We start from the raw sequence: 16,537 nt of genomic DNA, 5'->3' as shown, positions 1-16,537 counted from the left end.
TCAGTCTGTTTCCAGCTTATCCTGTTTTGGGGCGTTTGTCAATCGCCCAGAGAAAATCCCGGCGGGATGAACCGCCGGGATACGCTTTTTTTATTGGGGCGCCATGCCGTGCATCATCAGTTCGATCATGGGGTCGAGCGCCTGCTCGCCTTGCTCCGCAATCTGCTCGGCAATCAGGGGAGAGGGCAGGGTGACCATCAGCATCGCCACCGCCCGCTCGTCGACATCGGCCCGCAGTTCACCTTGCTGGCGGCCATATCGCACCGCGTCGATCGCAGCGCCCAAAATCTTCTTGGACAGCTGCCGCGTGCATCGCTTGATGATGCAAAGCATCTCTTTGTTATCGCCGTGCATGTACAGCATTCCATGCCCCATATGCTGCAACAAATGGCACATATACAGTATATATGCACGGATTTTTTCCTCAAAGCGGTCCGGGCTTTCCATGATCTTGCGCACATCCACATCGACCCGGCCGATCATCCAGTCAGCCGCCTGTTCGAGCAGGTCGGTTTTGGACGGGAAATATTCATACACGGTCGATTTTCCGATGCCGACCTGCCGGGCGATCTCCTCAATTTTAGCGCCTGCAAAACCCTTTTCGGAAAATTCCTTACAGGCGGCATGCAAAATGGCGCTGCGGCGGTTTTCCCGCGCTTCAGACATGAACGCCTTCCTCCTTTGTTTCGGGTTCCAGCGGCGGCTCTGGTTCTTCGTCGTCCGGGTCCCCATTTTTGCCGCCGCGGCGGCGCTTGCGGTTCTTAAACCGCTCGGATATGCTGTCGATGAGCGAATAATACACCGGCGTAAAGAACAGCGTAACAATGGTGGAAACCACCATACCGGTAATCATAACCACGGCCATGGGGGCCATCATTTCCGAGCCTTCGCCCTGGGCGAATGCCATAGGCAGCAGGCCTAGGATGGTGGTCAGCGTGGTCATCAGCACCGGCCGGATACGGCGCGGGCAGGCGTTTAAAATCGCCGTATTTTTGTCTTCGCCACGCTTACGGCGGGTGTTGATGTAGTCGACCAGAACGATGGACGAGTTGACCACCGTACCGGCCAGCATAATTACGCCAATGAATGCCACGATCGAGATCTTCTGTCCGGTCAACGGCAGGCCAAACAGCGAGCCGATCAGACCAATGGGCAAAATCATCATGACGATGACCGGCATGATAAACGATTCAAACTGGCTGGCCAGGATGAAATAGATGAGTCCGAGGCCAACAACCAGCGCCTGGCCGAGCGAGCCAAACGATTCGGCCATATCGGCCATTTCGCCGCCGGTTTCGATGTCCACGCCGTCGGGCAAATTGAAGTCTGCCAGAATTTCATTGACCTGCTGATTAAAGGCCACCACATCGTCCGATTTGGTGCCTGCTGTGACCATAATGGTACGGCTTTGGTTGTCGCGGCTGATCTGCTGGGGCGCCTGTACGACCTGCACATCGGCGACCACGCTCAGCGGCACCGAACCACCCGAATTGGTCGGGATGGGTACCGCGCGCAGCGCATCCAGGCTGGTGCTCGACCGGCTGTCGCCCTTGACACTGACGTTGATCTCCTCGCCGTCGACCTTCAGTTTGGTGGCTGTCGAGCCGTCCAGTTCACTGCGCACCGCAGAGCCAATGGTCGAAGCATTCAAGCCATAGCGCGCCGCGTTGGTGTGCCGGAGGGTAATATCCACCTGCGGCACCTGGTCGGATGCCGAGGATTTGACATCGATCGCATCGGGCAGGGTCTCAATTTCCTGCACCAGACGGTCGCCCGCTTCGGTCAAAGCGTCGTAATCGTTGCCGCGCAGCGATACCGAAACCGCACTGCCGCTCGACGTGCCCATGCTGGTGGTGCTGGTCGCTTCCACTGTCAGTTCACAGCCCGCAATATCGGCCAAATCGTCGCGCAGGGTGTTTGCAATCTCTTCCACACCGCGGTCACGGTCTTTCTTGGAGCCCACGTCAATGGTCAGCGAGGTACCGCCGCCCATGATCGAGGTGCCGCCCGTAGTGTAGTAGATGCTTTCGAGTTCGGGGATGGTTTCCACTGCAATATCGGTCACCCGGTCGGCAATTTCGGCGGTTTCTTCCAGTTCTGCGCCCACCGGCATTTCCAGGGACACACTGATCTGGCCTTCGTCGGTCGCGGGCATGAGCTCAAACCCAGCCAGACCGATCGACATGCCAAACACCACCAGAAGCGCGAGCGATACCAGGACCGCGATCTTGCGCTGAGTGATGAACAGCCGCAATAGTTTTTTGTAGCCGCGCAGCATGGGCCGGTCGGCAATGTCGCCCTTGTGACCGGTCAGGCGGCGCTTTTCCTTGCCGCGGTCGAGCAGGATATAGCACAGCAGCGGCACCAGCGTCAGCGCGATGAACAGCGACGCAAACAGCAGCGACGAAATCGTAATCGAAAATTCCTTAAACATCATGCCTGCGAGACCGCCGGACAGACCGATGGGCAGGAACACGGCCACGGTCGTCAGGGTACCGGCTGTGATGGACAACGAAACTTCGGCCGTACCCTTGGTACACGAATCCCAGCGGCTAAAGCCGTCCGAACGGTAACGGAAGATGTTTTCCAGCACAACGATCGAGTTATCCACGATCATGCCTACGCCCATGGCCAAACCGCCCAGACTCATCATGTTCATGGTGATATCCAGCGCATTCATGACCAGGAAGACCGAGATGATACAAACCGGCATGGAAATGGCGATAACGGTCGTTGCGCCCAGGTCGCGCAGGAAGACGAGCAGCACAAGCGCTGCCAGCACAACGCCCAGCACGATGTTCTGCACCACCGAATCAACCGACAGGTTGATGTAGTCCGACTGGTCCATGAGGATCGACCAGTCGAGCGTCGGGTTTTCCTCGGTGATGGTGTCCAGCTGCGCCTTGACGCGGTTGGCCACATCCACGGTGTTGGAGTCCGACTGCTGCTGCACGGTGATGATGACACACGGTTCGCCGTCGATCTTGGCAATCGCGTCCTGATCGGTCGGCTGCATGGATACGTCCGCGACTTCGCCTAGGCGCACACTGCCACCCGTGGGCAGCGGGATGAGCAGATCGGCGATATCATCCACCGATTGGAATTCGCCCGTGGTGCGCACCGACAGCGACTGCGAACCATTGTCCACGTCACCGGCCGGGATGGCGATATTTTGGGCCGCCAAAATCTGCGAAATGTAGGAAATGCTCAGCCCATAGCCGCTCATTTGGTCGGCATGGGTCTGGATGGATACTTCATTGTCGTAGCCGCCCGAAACCGTGACCGAGGCTACACCATCGATACGTTCGAGCGCCGGGGTGATGTCATCGTCGGCGATCTGCTGGAGCTGGGCCAGGTCGGCGCCGCGCAGGCCGATCATCACGACCGGCATGGAGCTGATGTCCATTTTCATGACCGTCGGCGCCGAAGCGTCGTCGGGCAGCATGGATTTGGCCTGATCGACCTTATCTCGCAGGTCGGTGAGCGCTTCGTCCAGGTCGGTGCCGTCCGAGAACGTCACCATGACGATGCTCGAGTTTTCGCTCGACTGCGACTGCAATTCTTCCATGCCCGCCACGCTGGCGCACGCGCTCTCAATGGGTTTGGTCACGAGGTTTTCGATTTCCTCCGGACCCGCGCCCGCGTAGGTGGTCATAATAATGGCCATGGGCAACTCAATGTCCGGCATGAGCGCCAGGGGAAGCGAGGTAAAGCCCATGATACCGAAGATCACGGCCATGATATAGATCATGATGGTCGTAACCCGGTGCCGGATACAAAATGCTGCTGTTTTCATTTTATTCCTCCCCGTCGACGATGCGCACCGCCGTGCCATCAGACAGGTAGCTTTGTCCCTTGACAACCAGCGATTCGCCGCCGGTCAGGCCGCCTGTCACCTCGGTCACACCATCCCCGACCAGACCGGTCTGGATGACGACCTTGGCTGCCACGCCGTTATTGACCACAAAGACATACTGTTCCTCTCCATCGGTCAAAATGGCCTCGGTGGGGATTTGGATAGCACTGTCACGGCGGTCGGTGTATAACGTCACATCGGCAAAGGCGCCAATGGGCGGATTGATGCCGTTGGGTAAGTAGAGGGTGATTTCATAGAGATTGGTCTGCGCATCGGCCGTTTCGGCTACGGTGCGGATGGAGCACTGCATGGGGTCGCTGGAAACCGATTCAATGGTCACATCGGCCACATCGCCCACTTGCAAGCCGGCGCGCACGTTTTCGCTGGCAAACACCGAAACCATCAGCGCACTGTCCTTGGCGATGACAACGGCGGGCGTGCTCTGGGCCGCCATGCCGCCCAGGGTGATGTTCACTTCGGTGACCTTACCGGACACTGGTGCGGTAACCGTGCCCAATGCTGCCTGGGCCTTGATCTGGTCAATGGACGCCTGAATCTGGGCCAGGGAGGACTGCTGCGACGCCTGGGCCTGCTGGACGCTGGCCTGGGCCTGCTGCAAGGCGGCCTGCGCCTGCTGCAAGGCCTGTTCGGCCTGGGTCACCTGCTGGCTGGACGCCGCGCCCACTTCAAACAGGGCGTTGGTATTGTCGAGCGACGTCTGTGCCTGGGTGACTGCCAGTTCGGCGTTCTGCACGCCGATCTGTGCACTGGAAATCGCTTGATCGGTAGCCGTCTTGGTGGCGTTATAGCTTTGCTGCAACGCGCTCAGGGTCGAAGTGACGGTCGTGGTATCGATGGTAAAGAGCGTATCGCCCTGGTTCACCACCTGTCCTTCGGCCACATTCAGGGTCTGCACCTGTCCGGAAAGCATGGGGAACACCTGAATGGACTCGATCGGGGTGACCTGCCCAGCCAAGGTGTTGGAGGCTGCCATTTCCCCCTGCGCGACTGTCTGGACTTCGACGGCCGTTGTTTTGAGTTCATCCTCTGCGGAGGAATCCCCAGCGCCGTTGTTGCCACAGGCGCCGAGCAGCAGCAGGCAAGCTGCCATACCGAGCGCCAGGAACCGTTTGGTTTGCTTCATCTTGGTTTCTCCTTTTTGCCGATTTACATCACGCCGCGCTTGGCCCAATCATAGGTATTATACGCGGTAAACAGATCGGTCTGCGCGGTTGTGATCGCCGCCTTGGCCGTCTCCAGGGTGTCTTGTGCATTTTCATACTCCAATTTGGAGATCATGCCTTTTTCGTACTTGGTTTCCGCGACTTTATAGTTGCTCTCTGCCAGTTCCAGGTCGCTTTCGGCCTTATCCAGCAGACGCTTTTTCTCGCTCACGTCATTGAACAGCTTACGGAAATCGTTTTCCACCTGTTCCTGCGCCGCGGCCAAATCGATCTTGGCGGCATTGTACGCATCAAGCGTTGAGGTTACATCATCTTCGTAGTCGTTGGAGGCTTTGCGCAGCGCATCCCGCTTCTGCCAGATGGTGTAACTGTTTGTCTTGGCCTCTTCCAAGTCTTTTTCATAATTCATTTCGCGCAGCTGCCGGTCGGTGACTTCAGGCACCTTCTGCACATGCACGGTCGTGCCCGCATCGTTGCCGAGCGTGAGCGACAAGCTGTTTTCAATCGAAGCGATTTGGTTTTCCAGTGTCAGCTTGCTGGATACGGCGGCTGCCCGCTGGTTTTTGAGGTTTTCCACGTCCAGCGCGGTCGCCATGCCGATCTCATACTGCTTTTCGACGACCGGAAGCTGCCGGTCAATGGCTGCAATCGTGCGGTCGAGCGCTTCGATGTTGTCCTGCATGGTGCACAGCGAGATATATTGCGTCTGGGCGCCCATGACAATCTGGTTGGCCGAATTTTCCACCTGCTTTTCGGTGGTGGCGTAGGTATCTGCCAGGTCGGCCGGCGCATCGTCCTTGGAATCCTCCAGGCCGTTGATGACCGCCTGATTCTTCTGGATATTCGCTGCCGCGTTATTCGCCAAGGTATTCATTTGCTCAATCTGTGCCTTCAAAGAGGCTTCCAAATCTGCATTACCGCTCACTTGATTCAACTGATTCCGCAAATTCTGTGCTGCTTTTTCATAGCTGTTCTTTTGAGCTTCCAGATTGCTGTTTTGCATCTCATAATTCCAAATCTGGTCCTCGATCGGGCCGACTACGTCGGTCGAGCCCACACTGGCCAGGGTCTTTTGCAAACTTTGAATGGTTTGGTTATTGGCCCGCACGGTCTTTTCCAGGCCATAAAAGCCGATGGATTTGCTGTCCTGCAAGGGCGGGGTCATCCCGCTTTCCGACATGCTGGTATCGATCACTGCTTGCGCGCCGCCCAGCGTCAGCGCCAGCCCGGCATCCATGCCTGCAATGGCGCCCGCCGGCGTTGTCAGACCGACTGCCATCGCGCCTGCTGCCAGCATGGCGATTGCCTTTTTTCCCATCATTCCAGGCACCTCCGTTTCTCCAACAATAAGACCGAAATTTCGTTTCCGACCGATCGGTCGGTCGAATAACCTCTCCTATTATATGTTGCTTATTTTTCCCTGTCAACCACTTGTCGGTTTCATTCACAATTTTTTAATGTTTTCGTGCATCGCTGTCGCATTGGGTCGCTTTTCTTTGAAAAAAATCATCAAGAAAACCCGCCGGAAAACCGACGGGTTTTGGTTGTTTTCACCATTTCTCCGATCATCACACCCACCTGCCCCAAATGTTAAAACAGGGTCAGCTGTGCACCGGTATCCGGGCGCGAAACGCCTGCCTTTTCTTCGGCATAGTCTCCTGCCGGCAGTTCACTTAAAAACGGGGAGGGGAGCTCCTGCGACACCAAAATCAGCGCATCACGCGCGCGGGTCATACCCACATAAAACAAGCGCCGTTCTTCCTCGATATCGTTCGGACGGGTACCGCTTTCGAGCGGCACACAGCCGCGCGTCAGGCCGCATAGATACACGGCACCAAATTCCAAGCCCTTGGCGCCGTGCAGGGTGGACAAGGTCACGGCCCCGGATGCATATTTGTGCGCACTCTCGCGCCGCAGGTCGCCTTCGGCGCCGAGCAGGACGCCGTCCAGCAGGGCGGGGACATCCTTATAAAAGGCGGCCAGCTGAATGAGACGGGCAAAATCACCGTCTTCGGTCAGGCCGTGATGGGTGGCCCAGTCTTCGAGCAGGCGCACGGGCTTTTGCTTTCTCCAGACCGGGGAGAGGGCTTCGAGCTCGTCCCAGAAGAGCGAGAGGTGACCGTCTCCGGCGTAAGCTACCATGCGGTCGCGCAGGGTGTCCAGCGGCGCATCCGGGGCAGCGGCGACCGCGCTTGCCACGGCGTCGATCCGGTCGACCGGACAATCCCAAATTGCACGCAAAGCGGCACGCATCGACAGCAAATCCCTGGGGTCCTGTAAGAAGCGCAGTAGGCAAAGCACGCTATGCACGCAAAGTGCGTGCAGGTAGTCGCCCCGTCCGGCTACCACGCAGGGGATCCCCGCATGGCCCAGGGTACGCTCGATGCGGTCAAGCTGGCGACGGGTGCGGCACAGCACCGCAATTTCGCCAAAGCTGCGTACCGCCGCCGGGGTGCCGTGCCGGCCAGCGGCCAGCATATCCACGCCGCCAACCATGGCGGCAATGTCCCGGGCGAGGAAGGACGCTTCATCGCCCGCGCCCTGGGCGCGCACCAGACGTACGGTGCCGCCTGCCGGACGCATGGCATCGAGCGGCCGCGCGCCGCCCGGGTTGTGTTCGATGACCGCCTGCGCACACCGCACGATTTCGGGCGCAGCGCGGTAGTTCTGGGTCAGGCGGACGGTATACAGTTCGGGTTCGTCCTCGGCCAGACGGGCAAAGCACCCAGCCGACGCGCCGCGGAAGCCGTAAATTGCCTGGTCGGGGTCGCCGATGACGAATAGAGTGCCCGCCCGGCTCCACGCCCGCGCCAAGCGGTACTGGGTGTCGCTCACGTCCTGAAACTCGTCCACCAGCACATGGCAGACCTTGGCTTTGCCATCCTGTGCGGCTTCCAGTTCGTCGAGGAGCAGGTCGTCAAAGTCGACCGCCCCGGCGGCGCGCAGCTTCCAGTCGTAAATCGCCATTTGCTCGTGCGCGAGCCCGGCGTGCGCTTCGTCGATACCGTTTTTGAGGGCCGACACGGCCTGCAAAAACTTGTCCGGCGGGCCGTCAAACCCGCTCTCGCGTGCAGCCTGCTCGGCCAACGCACGCGCTTCGTCGGGGGCGAGCAGGGTCCCCGCCTGCCCACGGGCGGTGCGCCGCTCGAGCGCGATGGCGTGGAAGGTGCCCACGGTCAGGCCGCGGATGGCCCGTTTGCCGCCGAGCACGGTAGACAGGCGGGCTTTGAGTTCGGCCGCCGCCTGATTGGTAAAGGTCACGGCCACGATGCGCGAGGGTGAAATACCTCGCGTGCCGATGAGATGGGCGATGCGGGAAACCAGTGTCTGTGTCTTGCCCGTGCCTGGCCCGGCGATGACGGCGGTGATGCGGGCATTCGCCTGCACGGCTGCCTGCTGAGCCTCGTTGAGCGTCGCCGCCGCCGGGGCAGGGGAGGGGACAGGCATCGCCGGGGCCGGATGGGCGTCCGTTTTGCTGACCGTTGCTTTCTTCGCTTCGGCGGGTTTTTCGGGCAGGCCGAACAGGCTGACCTGTCCGCCGATGGCACCGATCTCAGCCGGGGAGAGCAGTTCAATAACGCCGTATTGGCCGTCAAAGCCGGGCTTGCGCACGACTTCGCCTGCGCGCAGGCGACGCAGGCCCTCCTGCACCCATTCGCCAGCTGCTTTTCCGACGTCCCCCAGCGGTGCGTCGCGCAGGATATAAAACTCCGGGCCAAGTGTGCGCAGCAAGTCCAGATACTGCCGCTGGACGCGCGCCCCGGTCGCCGACGCGCCGGTGGACGCGGCGATGACCTCGGGCAGGGGGGCCAGACTTTCAAACGGCACTGGCCGTTTGGCGCCCGCCGGGCGGTCGGCCAAGTCCTCGACCCGGTGCTCAACGCCTATGGTCAATTTGCCGCCGCACACCGGGCAGCGGAACCCACAGGCGATCGTTTCGGCCGGGGTCAGGCACACGCCGCAGTTGCGGTGACCGTCCAGGTGATACTTGCCCTCCTCGGGGAAAAATTCGACCGTGCCGCGAAACCCTGCCGGATTGCGGCCCTCGAGCGCATCGGCCAGCGCATCAAACCCAAAGTCGATGTCCAGCAGATTGGCCTCGCGCCCCAGTTTGGCGGGGGAGTGGGCGTCCGAGTTGGATACCAGCGTATAGCGGTCGAGCATGGACACCCGGGCGTTCATATCCGGGTCAGAGGACAGGCCGGTTTCCAGCGCGTGGATGTGCTCGGTCAGGTCGCCGAAGCATTCCTCGAGCGTCTGAAAGCCGGAAAACGCGCCGAATACCGAAAAATGGGGTGTCCAGATGTGCGCCGGGATGAACACCGCGCGCGGGCAGGCTTCGAGCGTGATTTCCAGCAGATCGCGGCAGTCCAACCCCAGAATGGGGCGTCCGTCCGAATGCAGGTTGCCGATGGCTTCCAGCCGCCGGGCGAGCACATCAGCCTCGTCCAAACCGGGCAGCAAAATGAGATTATGTACCTTGCGGACCTTGCCGTCCTTTTTATAGATGGAACTGATTTCCCCGGAAATAACAAACCGCGGGGGTTCCCCCGCGGACAGGCCGGGCAGGCGTAGTTCTTCGCGCAGGATATACATCCCGTCCTCGGCCGGGACAAGGGCCTCGCGCAGCTCGGCCCGCCAGGCCGGGTGGGTGAAATCCCCGGTGCCGAGGATGTGAATGCCCTTGCGCCGCGCCCACAAATCGAGCTGAGGAACGTCCAAATCGCGGCTGGTGGCGCGGGAAAAGCGCGAATGGATATGCAAATCGGCAATTTTCATACCGTACCTCCCTTTTAAAAGTATCGGCCGGTCAAAATCAGCCCAAGCGTGGAGCAGTATTCCCGCAAATGGCTGACCAGCCGCAGCGACAGATAGGGGGTGGGGGCGGGCAGGCCGTAGGCGTCCAGCCCGGCCTGGTCCATCAGCCGCCGGGCGCGCGCCAGGTGAAATTCGTTGGTGATGACCGCGGTTTTCTTGCCCGCAAGGTCAAATTCGGCCTTGGCGTTCGCGATGTTCTGGATGGTGTTGTTGGACTCGTCCTCAATGAGCAGGCAGCTTTCGGGCACGCCCTGCTCGATGAGATAATCGCGCATCATGTGCGCTTCGGGCATGTTTTCGTCCGGTCCCTGGCCGCCGCACAACACCAGCGTCGCGTCGGGATTTTGCTCGAGCAGGTCGGCTGCCACGTCCAACCGGCTTTGCAGCGCAGCCGACGGCCGGTCGGGGTAGATGTGTGCGCCCAGCACCAGCACATAATCGGCCTCATAGACCTCGGGGTCGGCCTGTTCGCCCGACACGATCAAGGTCTGAATGCCCACAAAGGATGCCAAAAACAGGCCGAACAGCGCCCGCCCCAGCACGGCCACCCGGCGGCAGAGCGGGTATTTTTCCGCAAACGCGACCATGAATGCCTCGCCCGTGCAGCCCACGGCCAGCGTGCCCAAAAAGGCTGCGCCGAACCGGATAGGCTCCCAGGTCAGGCAGGCGCCGCCGAGCACGGCAAACACAGCCGCCAGCACGGCCCAGATTTTGACTTCCAGTTTTTTCATTCGCCTTCCAGCTCCTCGCTCAAGCGTTCCCATTCGTCCATTTTTTCCAGCAATTCGGCGTCGGCCTCATCCTTTTCGGCCAGCAGGCCCATCAGTTTTTCCGGGTCCGCCGCGTTGTGGTTGATTTGGTTATCCAAATCGGCCAACTTGGCCTCCATTTGCGAGATTTCCCGCTCCAAAACGGCCAGCCGCTTGGCTTTGTTCTTGGTGCCGCCCTTGGGACGGGGCTTTTGCGGCTTGTCGGCCTTGGGAGCCTGCACCGGCGTCTGGGCGACCTGTTCGCTGCGCAGCCGCTCCCGGTAGGCCAAAAACTGCTCGTACGTGCCCGTATAATCCAGATAGGTGCCGTTTTCCAGATAAAGGACGCGGGTGGCGAACCGCTCGACAAAGTACCGGTCGTGCGACACGAACAGCAGCGTGCCCGTGAACGCTTCCACCGCTTCTTCGATCCATTCGCGGCTCAAGAGGTCTAAATGGTTGGTCGGCTCGTCCAAAATGAGCATGTTCAGCGGGTCATACATGAGTTCGCACAGCCGAAGACGGCTCTTTTCGCCGCCCGACAGGGTCTTTACCGTCTTGAGCTGGTCCTCGCCCGAGAACTTGAACGCACCCAGACGGTTGCGCGCGGTCTGCATGGTGACATTTTTGTCGTAAATGAGGGTATCGATCAGGTTGCGATTTTCGTTTGCAAAGTGGACAATCTGGGGCAAGTAGGCCGGCCGCAGGCCGACGCCCTTCTTGACCGTGCCGTCGTCGGCAACTTCCTCGCCCAGCAGGATTTTCAGCAGCGTGGTCTTGCCCGCGCCGTTGTCACCCAGAATGGCCACCCGCTCGCCGTTGCGCACGTTAAAGGTTACGTCCTGTAATATTTTTCGGCCATCATAACTCTTTGTAATCCCACGCACCTTGAGTACTTCTTCGGTTTCATAGTTCGGGTCGCCGAAAGACACGTTCATCTGCTTTTCGCGGCGCGGGCGGTCGGTGACTTTCATGCGCGCAATGCGCTTTTCGATCGAGGCCGCGCGCTTGGCCAGATGCTCGGTGCCGTGCTCGTGCATAATGCGCGCCACGCTTTCCAACCGCTTTTTCTCGGCCATCTGGTTTTCGTGTTCGCGCAGCTGCTGCTCATAGCGGCGCTCGCGCTCGACCGCATAGAACGAGTACGACCCCGCATAGAACTCGATCGTATTGTCGTGCACTTCGATGATGCGCTCGCAGCACTGGTCGAGGAAGTAGCGGTCATGCGATACGGTGACGACCGTGCCCGGATAGGCGTCCAGATAGTCGCCCAGCCAGCGCACCGCGTCCATATCCAGATGATTGGTCGGCTCGTCCAGTAATAGGATGTCGGTTTGCTCCAAAATGATACGCGCGAGGTTGACGCGCGTTTTTTCGCCGCCCGACAGCTGGGCGAACGGCTGCGCCCGGCGGGCCGGGGGAATGTCCAGGCCGTTGCAGACCTTATCGACCTCAAAGTCGCGGTTGTAGCCGCCCAGCGCGTCCAGCTTTTGCTGCAAGACGCCATAGCGGCGCAGCAGGTCCTCATCCTCGGGATGAGCGGCCATTTCCCGCTCCAGCCGCTGCATCTCGTCCTGCACCCGGTGGGCGTCGCGGAAGGCCGAGCGCAGTACGTCCTCGACGGTCACTTCGGCGGGGTAGTCGGGCATCTGGTCGATCATGCCCACCGCGCGCCCGGCGCCGATGGCTACCACGCCGCTGTCATAGTCCAGCCGGCCGGCCAAAATATGCAGCAGGGTGGTTTTGCCCGCGCCGTTCGGGCCCAAAATGGCCACTTTTTCGCCCGGCTGGATATCGAACGTCAAATCGGATAAAATCAGCCGGTCGCCATAGTATTTGGTCAAATTTTGTACGGTGATATCAGCCAATGGGATTGTTTCCTTTCTCACAAAATATCAAAAAGCCGCGACAGCATTTTGTCGCGGCTGGCTGTGGTTGTCTTACTCGGCTTCGTCCAGAGCCTGCGGCAGCAGGGCACGGGCCAGGTCGGGCCGTGCGGTTTCGATAAAGTTGACGCCCTGCTCGAACATGCGCATGAGCTCCTCGCCGTCGGTGGTTTCGGTGGAGGCCAGGAACAGGCCGCAACGCAGCGCTTCCTGGCAAAGTGCGGGGGTCATAAATTCTGGTTTGCCGCGCAGGCCGAACAGGCCGGTTTCCTGGGCCGCACGCACCAGCGTGACCGGATCAGACGGTTCGCTGGGCAGATCGCCCATGATATGCAGCGCCGGATTACGGCGCACGGCCTTGGCCGCCTCGGCCGGGTCCAGACCGCCCACATAGGCGTTGTCCAGATAATCGGCGTGGCTGAGCGCGATCTTGACCTGCGGGCAGACCGCCATGGTCTTGAGGTCCACACAGATCTTGGCTGCGCACGATTTGGCCAGCTCGACCGCCTGGCCGACGGTGACGATCTTGGGGAACAGGCGGCGCAATTCGATAAAATCGGCCTCCTGCACGGCATGGAAGGAGCCATCTGCGCCATGAAAGCCGTGTTCGGCGCACAAAACGGCGATGCCGTCGAGGGTCATGTCCATGGGCAGGGTGCAACCGCCCGCGCCTGCGTCATGACCGGCCATAATGGACTCCAAGCTGCTGGGGTCGGTATACATGCAGCCCGGAGCGGACACGATAAATTGATCTCGGTTGGTGTAAAGCATCATGCAAATGCGCCTCTTTTTGTAGGATAAACGAAGGACACGGCGTATGCCGCCCTGTTTTTAGATGGTTTCCGGCGCCGGATAGTCCACACCGAAGGTGTCCACGGTGACCTTTTTCATCTTCTGTTCCTTGCGGGGACGGTCATGCCAGTCGCGGGGGGTGTTGACCACTTCGTCGACTGCCTCCATGCCCTCGATGACCATGCCGAAGGAAGCATACTGGCCGTCCAGATGGGGCGAATCCTCGGTCATGATGAAGAACTGGGAACCTGCCGAATCGGGCGCCATGGTGCGCGCCATAGACAGCACACCGCGGGTGTGATTGAGATCGTTCTGGAAGCCGTTCGAGGTAAATTCGCCGCGGATCTCATAGCCGGGGCCGCCCACGCCGGTGCCTTCCGGGTCGCCGCCCTGGATCATGAAGCCCGGGATGACGCGGTGGAAGATCAGGCCGTCATAAAAGCCCTTCTGTGCCAGAGAAATAAAATTGTTGACCGTGTTGGGCGCGATTTCGGGGTAAAGTTCCGCCTTGATGATGCCCCCGTTTTCCATCTCAATGGTTACGATTGGATTTGCCATATATCCTGCACTCCTAAATTCTGCAAAATTCATGCGCCGGGCCTGTGCCCGACCTTACTCTATGGTCTATTCTAGCAAAAGTTTACACTGGTTACAAGTAAGGCGGGCGGCTTTTTTCAGTTTTTTTGCAGCTTGGAGCACCGCATGCCGCCAGACGGCGCGGCAAGAACGCCAAATTTCCGGGGTGAACTTTTGGGGGCTTTGTCCGGTTTGACGCTCGATTTTTTGCCGGGATTTTGTTATACTAATACCATCTATGAATTTCTGCGGGGTGTGTCCCGCTGACCCTGGGAGGGAATGCTATGAAGAAAACGGTTTTCATGCCGGTCTTTATCGCCATATTTGCGCTGACAGGCGCGGTTTTGCGCGGCCTGAACCTGATGCACGGCTACGAAGCCGCCACCAAACTGCCGGTCCCGGGCGACAAGGCTGAAATGGCCCTGATCGCGGTCTGTGGTTTGGCAGCGCTGGCACTGGTCATCCTGGCCATTGCCCATCGCGGTCTGCGCGGCATGCCGTTTGAGGATGCTTTTGGCACCGACAACACTCTGTTTAAAATGATTTCGGTCATCGCCGGCCTGGTGATGATCGCCGCCGGCGGGTTTGGCCTGTATCTGGCCGTCACCCAGGACCCGCAGCTTCCGATGCTCAATAAACTGCCGCTGTTTCCGCTGTGGCTGCTTGCCATGCTCACGGGCGGCTGCCTGATCGGCATTGCCACCATGCTCAGCCGCCGCACGGTCACCGAAGGGTCGGCCATGCTGACTATCATCCCCATGTTCTGGGCCTGCTTTGACCTCATCATCACCTTTAAGGACAACGGCGCTTCGCCCTTCGTCGGGCTGTATGCCTTTGAACTGTTGTCCGCCATTGCGCTGACCTATGCGTTTTATGCGCTGGCCGGGTTCCTGTACTCGACCGCCAGCCCGAGCCGGTTCATCTTTTCGGCGGGTGCGGCTGTCATTTTGTGCCTGACCTGCGTGGGCGGCACCCTGATTTCGATGGCGTCGGGCGTTTCGGCCATCGTGCCCACGACTGACACCCTGCTGCGGTATGCCTGCTTCCTGGCATCCGGCGTGTGGCTGTTTGCCATGCTGGTACTGCTGTCCCGCGCAGACGACCGCGAACACGTCCGGTAAAACCGGCTGACGTTTCAAAAAAACACATCGAGGATGCAACATGAATTTTAATTCGCTGCAATTTTTGATCTTTTTCCCGGTTGTCACGCTGCTGTATTTTCTCATTCCGCAGCGGGTGCGCTGGGTGTGGCTGCTCATCACCAGCTATTATTTCTACATGGGCTGGAACCCGCGCTATGCGGTGCTGATCGCCACCAGCACGGTCATTACTTTTATCAGCGGCCTGCTCATCGACCGTGAAAACCATCGCGCCGACCAAACCCACGCGGTCCGCAACAAAAAGCTGTGGGTGGCGCTCAGCTTTGTGCTCAACCTCGCGATTTTATTCTTCTTTAAATACTGGGGCTTTTTCACCAAAAACGTCATCGCCATCGGCGGCCTGTTTGACATTACCATCCAGATGCCGACCTTTGACGTGCTGCTGCCGGTGGGTATCTCGTTTTATACCTTCCAGGCGCTCAGCTACACGATGGACGTTTATCGCGGCGAGATCTACGCCGAGCGCAACCTGTTCAAATACGCTCTGTTCGTATCCTTTTTCCCGCAGCTGGTGGCTGGCCCGATCGAGCGTTCTGAAAACCTGCTTGTTCAGGTCAACCAGCCGCACGAGTTCGACGCCGACCGCGCCCGCGACGGCCTGCTGCTGATGCTGTGGGGCTTTTTCCAGAAAGTCGTCATCGCCGACCGTATCGCCACCCTGATTAACCATGTATATGGCAACTGGACCGAAGTGGCCGGTATCTCGATCGTGCTGGCGACCGTGCTGTTCGCCGTGCAGATCTACTGCGACTTTGGCGGCTATTCGAGTATTGCCATCGGTGCGGCCCAGGTGATGGGCTTTACGCTGATGGAAAACTTCAAGCAGCCCTATCTGGCCACGTCGTGCGCCGATTTCTGGCGCCGCTGGCATATTTCGCTGTCCTCCTGGTTCCGCGACTACTTATATATCCCGCTCGGCGGCAACCGCAAGGGCAAATGGCGCAAATATTTCAACAATCTGGTCACCTTCCTGGTATCCGGCCTGTGGCATGGCGCCCAGTGGAGTTATGTCGCCTGGGGCGGCTTAAACGGCCTGTATCAGGTCATCGGTGACATCTTAAAGCCGGCGCGCACCAAGGTTTTGGACGCGCTGCACGTCAACCGGGAATGGAAGATCTGGAAGGCGCTGCGCATCCTGCTGACCTTCTGCCTGATCGACTTTGCCTGGCTGTTTTTCCGTGCGCCGTCGTTTTTGACCGGTGTGGCCATGATTCGCCGCACACTGACGAATTTCTACCCGGACGCGCTGTTTACCGCCGGGGCAGACGGTTCGCTGGGGCTTTATACACTGGGCCTGGACGTGGCCGAGTTCTGGCTGGCCATCGTTGCCATCCTGATCCTGGCCGTGGTGGACATCCTCAAGGAAAAGCGTCCCCTCCGGCCGTATATCACCCGGCTGCCGGTCGTACCTCGCTGGATTTTCTATTTTGTCAGCGTGTATGTGATTCTGATTTTCGGCGCTTACGGTCCGGGCTTTGACGCTTCGGCGTTCATTTACTTCCAGTTCTAAGAAGGA

Annotated in this window: 11 protein-coding genes; 2 read left to right on the top strand and 9 right to left on the bottom strand. The window is 59.4% G+C overall.

What is annotated here, in order from left to right:
* Positions 1-90: 90 nt before the first annotated feature.
* From EFB11_RS15120 to EFB11_RS15080, 9 genes are all read right to left on the bottom strand, one after another.
* On the bottom strand, positions 91-666 hold the full coding sequence (locus tag EFB11_RS15120; RefSeq protein ID WP_164706798.1) for a TetR/AcrR family transcriptional regulator: 576 nt from the start codon (positions 664-666) through the stop codon (positions 91-93).
* A complete protein-coding gene (locus EFB11_RS15115; RefSeq protein WP_122791141.1) occupies positions 659-3,796 on the bottom strand; it encodes an efflux RND transporter permease subunit in 3,138 nt (1,045 codons plus the stop codon). Before EFB11_RS15115 ends, EFB11_RS15120 begins: the two co-directional genes overlap by 8 nt.
* A 1-nt stretch (position 3,797) precedes the next feature.
* A complete protein-coding gene (locus EFB11_RS15110; protein ID WP_122791140.1) occupies positions 3,798-5,000 on the bottom strand; it encodes an efflux RND transporter periplasmic adaptor subunit in 1,203 nt (400 codons plus the stop codon).
* 23 nt (positions 5,001-5,023) lie between these two features.
* The gene (locus EFB11_RS15105; protein WP_122791139.1) at positions 5,024-6,361 is read right to left on the bottom strand and encodes a TolC family protein; all 1,338 of its coding nucleotides are present in this window, start codon (positions 6,359-6,361) and stop codon (positions 5,024-5,026) included.
* Between the two features lie 269 nt (positions 6,362-6,630).
* Positions 6,631-9,819, bottom strand: coding sequence for a UvrD-helicase domain-containing protein (locus EFB11_RS17430; protein WP_122791137.1), 3,189 nt, complete (start codon positions 9,817-9,819; stop codon positions 6,631-6,633).
* Positions 9,820-9,833: 14 nt separating this feature from the next.
* Positions 9,834-10,589, bottom strand: a complete 756-nt coding sequence (locus tag EFB11_RS15095; RefSeq protein WP_164706797.1) for a YdcF family protein — start codon at positions 10,587-10,589, stop codon at positions 9,834-9,836.
* Positions 10,586-12,475: an ABC-F family ATP-binding cassette domain-containing protein gene (locus EFB11_RS15090; RefSeq protein WP_122791133.1), complete on the bottom strand. Its 1,890-nt coding sequence runs from the start codon at positions 12,473-12,475 to the stop codon at positions 10,586-10,588. Before EFB11_RS15090 ends, EFB11_RS15095 begins: the two co-directional genes overlap by 4 nt.
* A gap of 72 nt (positions 12,476-12,547) precedes the next feature.
* Complete coding sequence (locus EFB11_RS15085) at positions 12,548-13,267, bottom strand: hypothetical protein (RefSeq protein WP_122791131.1); 720 nt, start codon at positions 13,265-13,267, stop codon at positions 12,548-12,550.
* A 57-nt stretch (positions 13,268-13,324) separates the two neighbouring features.
* Positions 13,325-13,843 (bottom strand): peptidylprolyl isomerase, encoded by a 519-nt coding sequence (locus EFB11_RS15080; RefSeq protein WP_122791130.1) that lies wholly within the window; start codon positions 13,841-13,843, stop codon positions 13,325-13,327.
* Positions 13,844-14,145: 302 nt separating this feature from the next.
* Between EFB11_RS15080 and EFB11_RS15075 the strand changes: the two genes are divergently transcribed.
* Both EFB11_RS15075 and EFB11_RS15070 read left to right on the top strand, forming a co-directional pair.
* Positions 14,146-14,982: a hypothetical protein gene (locus EFB11_RS15075; RefSeq protein ID WP_122791128.1), complete on the top strand. Its 837-nt coding sequence runs from the start codon at positions 14,146-14,148 to the stop codon at positions 14,980-14,982.
* Between the two features lie 40 nt (positions 14,983-15,022).
* On the top strand, positions 15,023-16,531 hold the full coding sequence (locus EFB11_RS15070) for an MBOAT family O-acyltransferase (protein WP_122791127.1): 1,509 nt from the start codon (positions 15,023-15,025) through the stop codon (positions 16,529-16,531).
* The last annotated feature ends 6 nt before the right edge of the window (positions 16,532-16,537 follow it).

Source organism: Intestinibacillus sp. Marseille-P6563 (assembly GCF_900604335.1).
Taxonomy (GTDB): Bacteria; Bacillota; Clostridia; order Oscillospirales; family Butyricicoccaceae; genus Butyricicoccus_B.
Note: the sequence above shows the minus strand (reverse complement) of the source record. Positions and strands in the feature narration are given on the sequence as shown.

What these genes read in the sequence shown, in the direction of transcription:
- EFB11_RS15085 (WP_122791131.1), bottom strand. Translation starts at nt 13,267, where the DNA reads ATGATGCTTTACACCAACCGAGATCAATTTATCGTGTCCGCTCCGGGC.
- EFB11_RS17430 (WP_122791137.1), bottom strand. Translation starts at nt 9,819, where the DNA reads ATGAAAATTGCCGATTTGCATATCCATTCGCGCTTTTCCCGCGCCACC.
- EFB11_RS15120 (WP_164706798.1), bottom strand. Translation starts at nt 666, where the DNA reads ATGTCTGAAGCGCGGGAAAACCGCCGCAGCGCCATTTTGCATGCCGCC.
- EFB11_RS15095 (WP_164706797.1), bottom strand. Translation starts at nt 10,589, where the DNA reads ATGAAAAAACTGGAAGTCAAAATCTGGGCCGTGCTGGCGGCTGTGTTT.
- EFB11_RS15080 (WP_122791130.1), bottom strand. Translation starts at nt 13,843, where the DNA reads ATGGCAAATCCAATCGTAACCATTGAGATGGAAAACGGGGGCATCATC.
- EFB11_RS15075 (WP_122791128.1), top strand. Translation starts at nt 14,146, where the DNA reads ATGAAGAAAACGGTTTTCATGCCGGTCTTTATCGCCATATTTGCGCTG.
- EFB11_RS15115 (WP_122791141.1), bottom strand. Translation starts at nt 3,796, where the DNA reads ATGAAAACAGCAGCATTTTGTATCCGGCACCGGGTTACGACCATCATG.
- EFB11_RS15110 (WP_122791140.1), bottom strand. Translation starts at nt 5,000, where the DNA reads ATGAAGCAAACCAAACGGTTCCTGGCGCTCGGTATGGCAGCTTGCCTG.
- EFB11_RS15105 (WP_122791139.1), bottom strand. Translation starts at nt 6,361, where the DNA reads ATGATGGGAAAAAAGGCAATCGCCATGCTGGCAGCAGGCGCGATGGCA.
- EFB11_RS15070 (WP_122791127.1), top strand. Translation starts at nt 15,023, where the DNA reads ATGAATTTTAATTCGCTGCAATTTTTGATCTTTTTCCCGGTTGTCACG.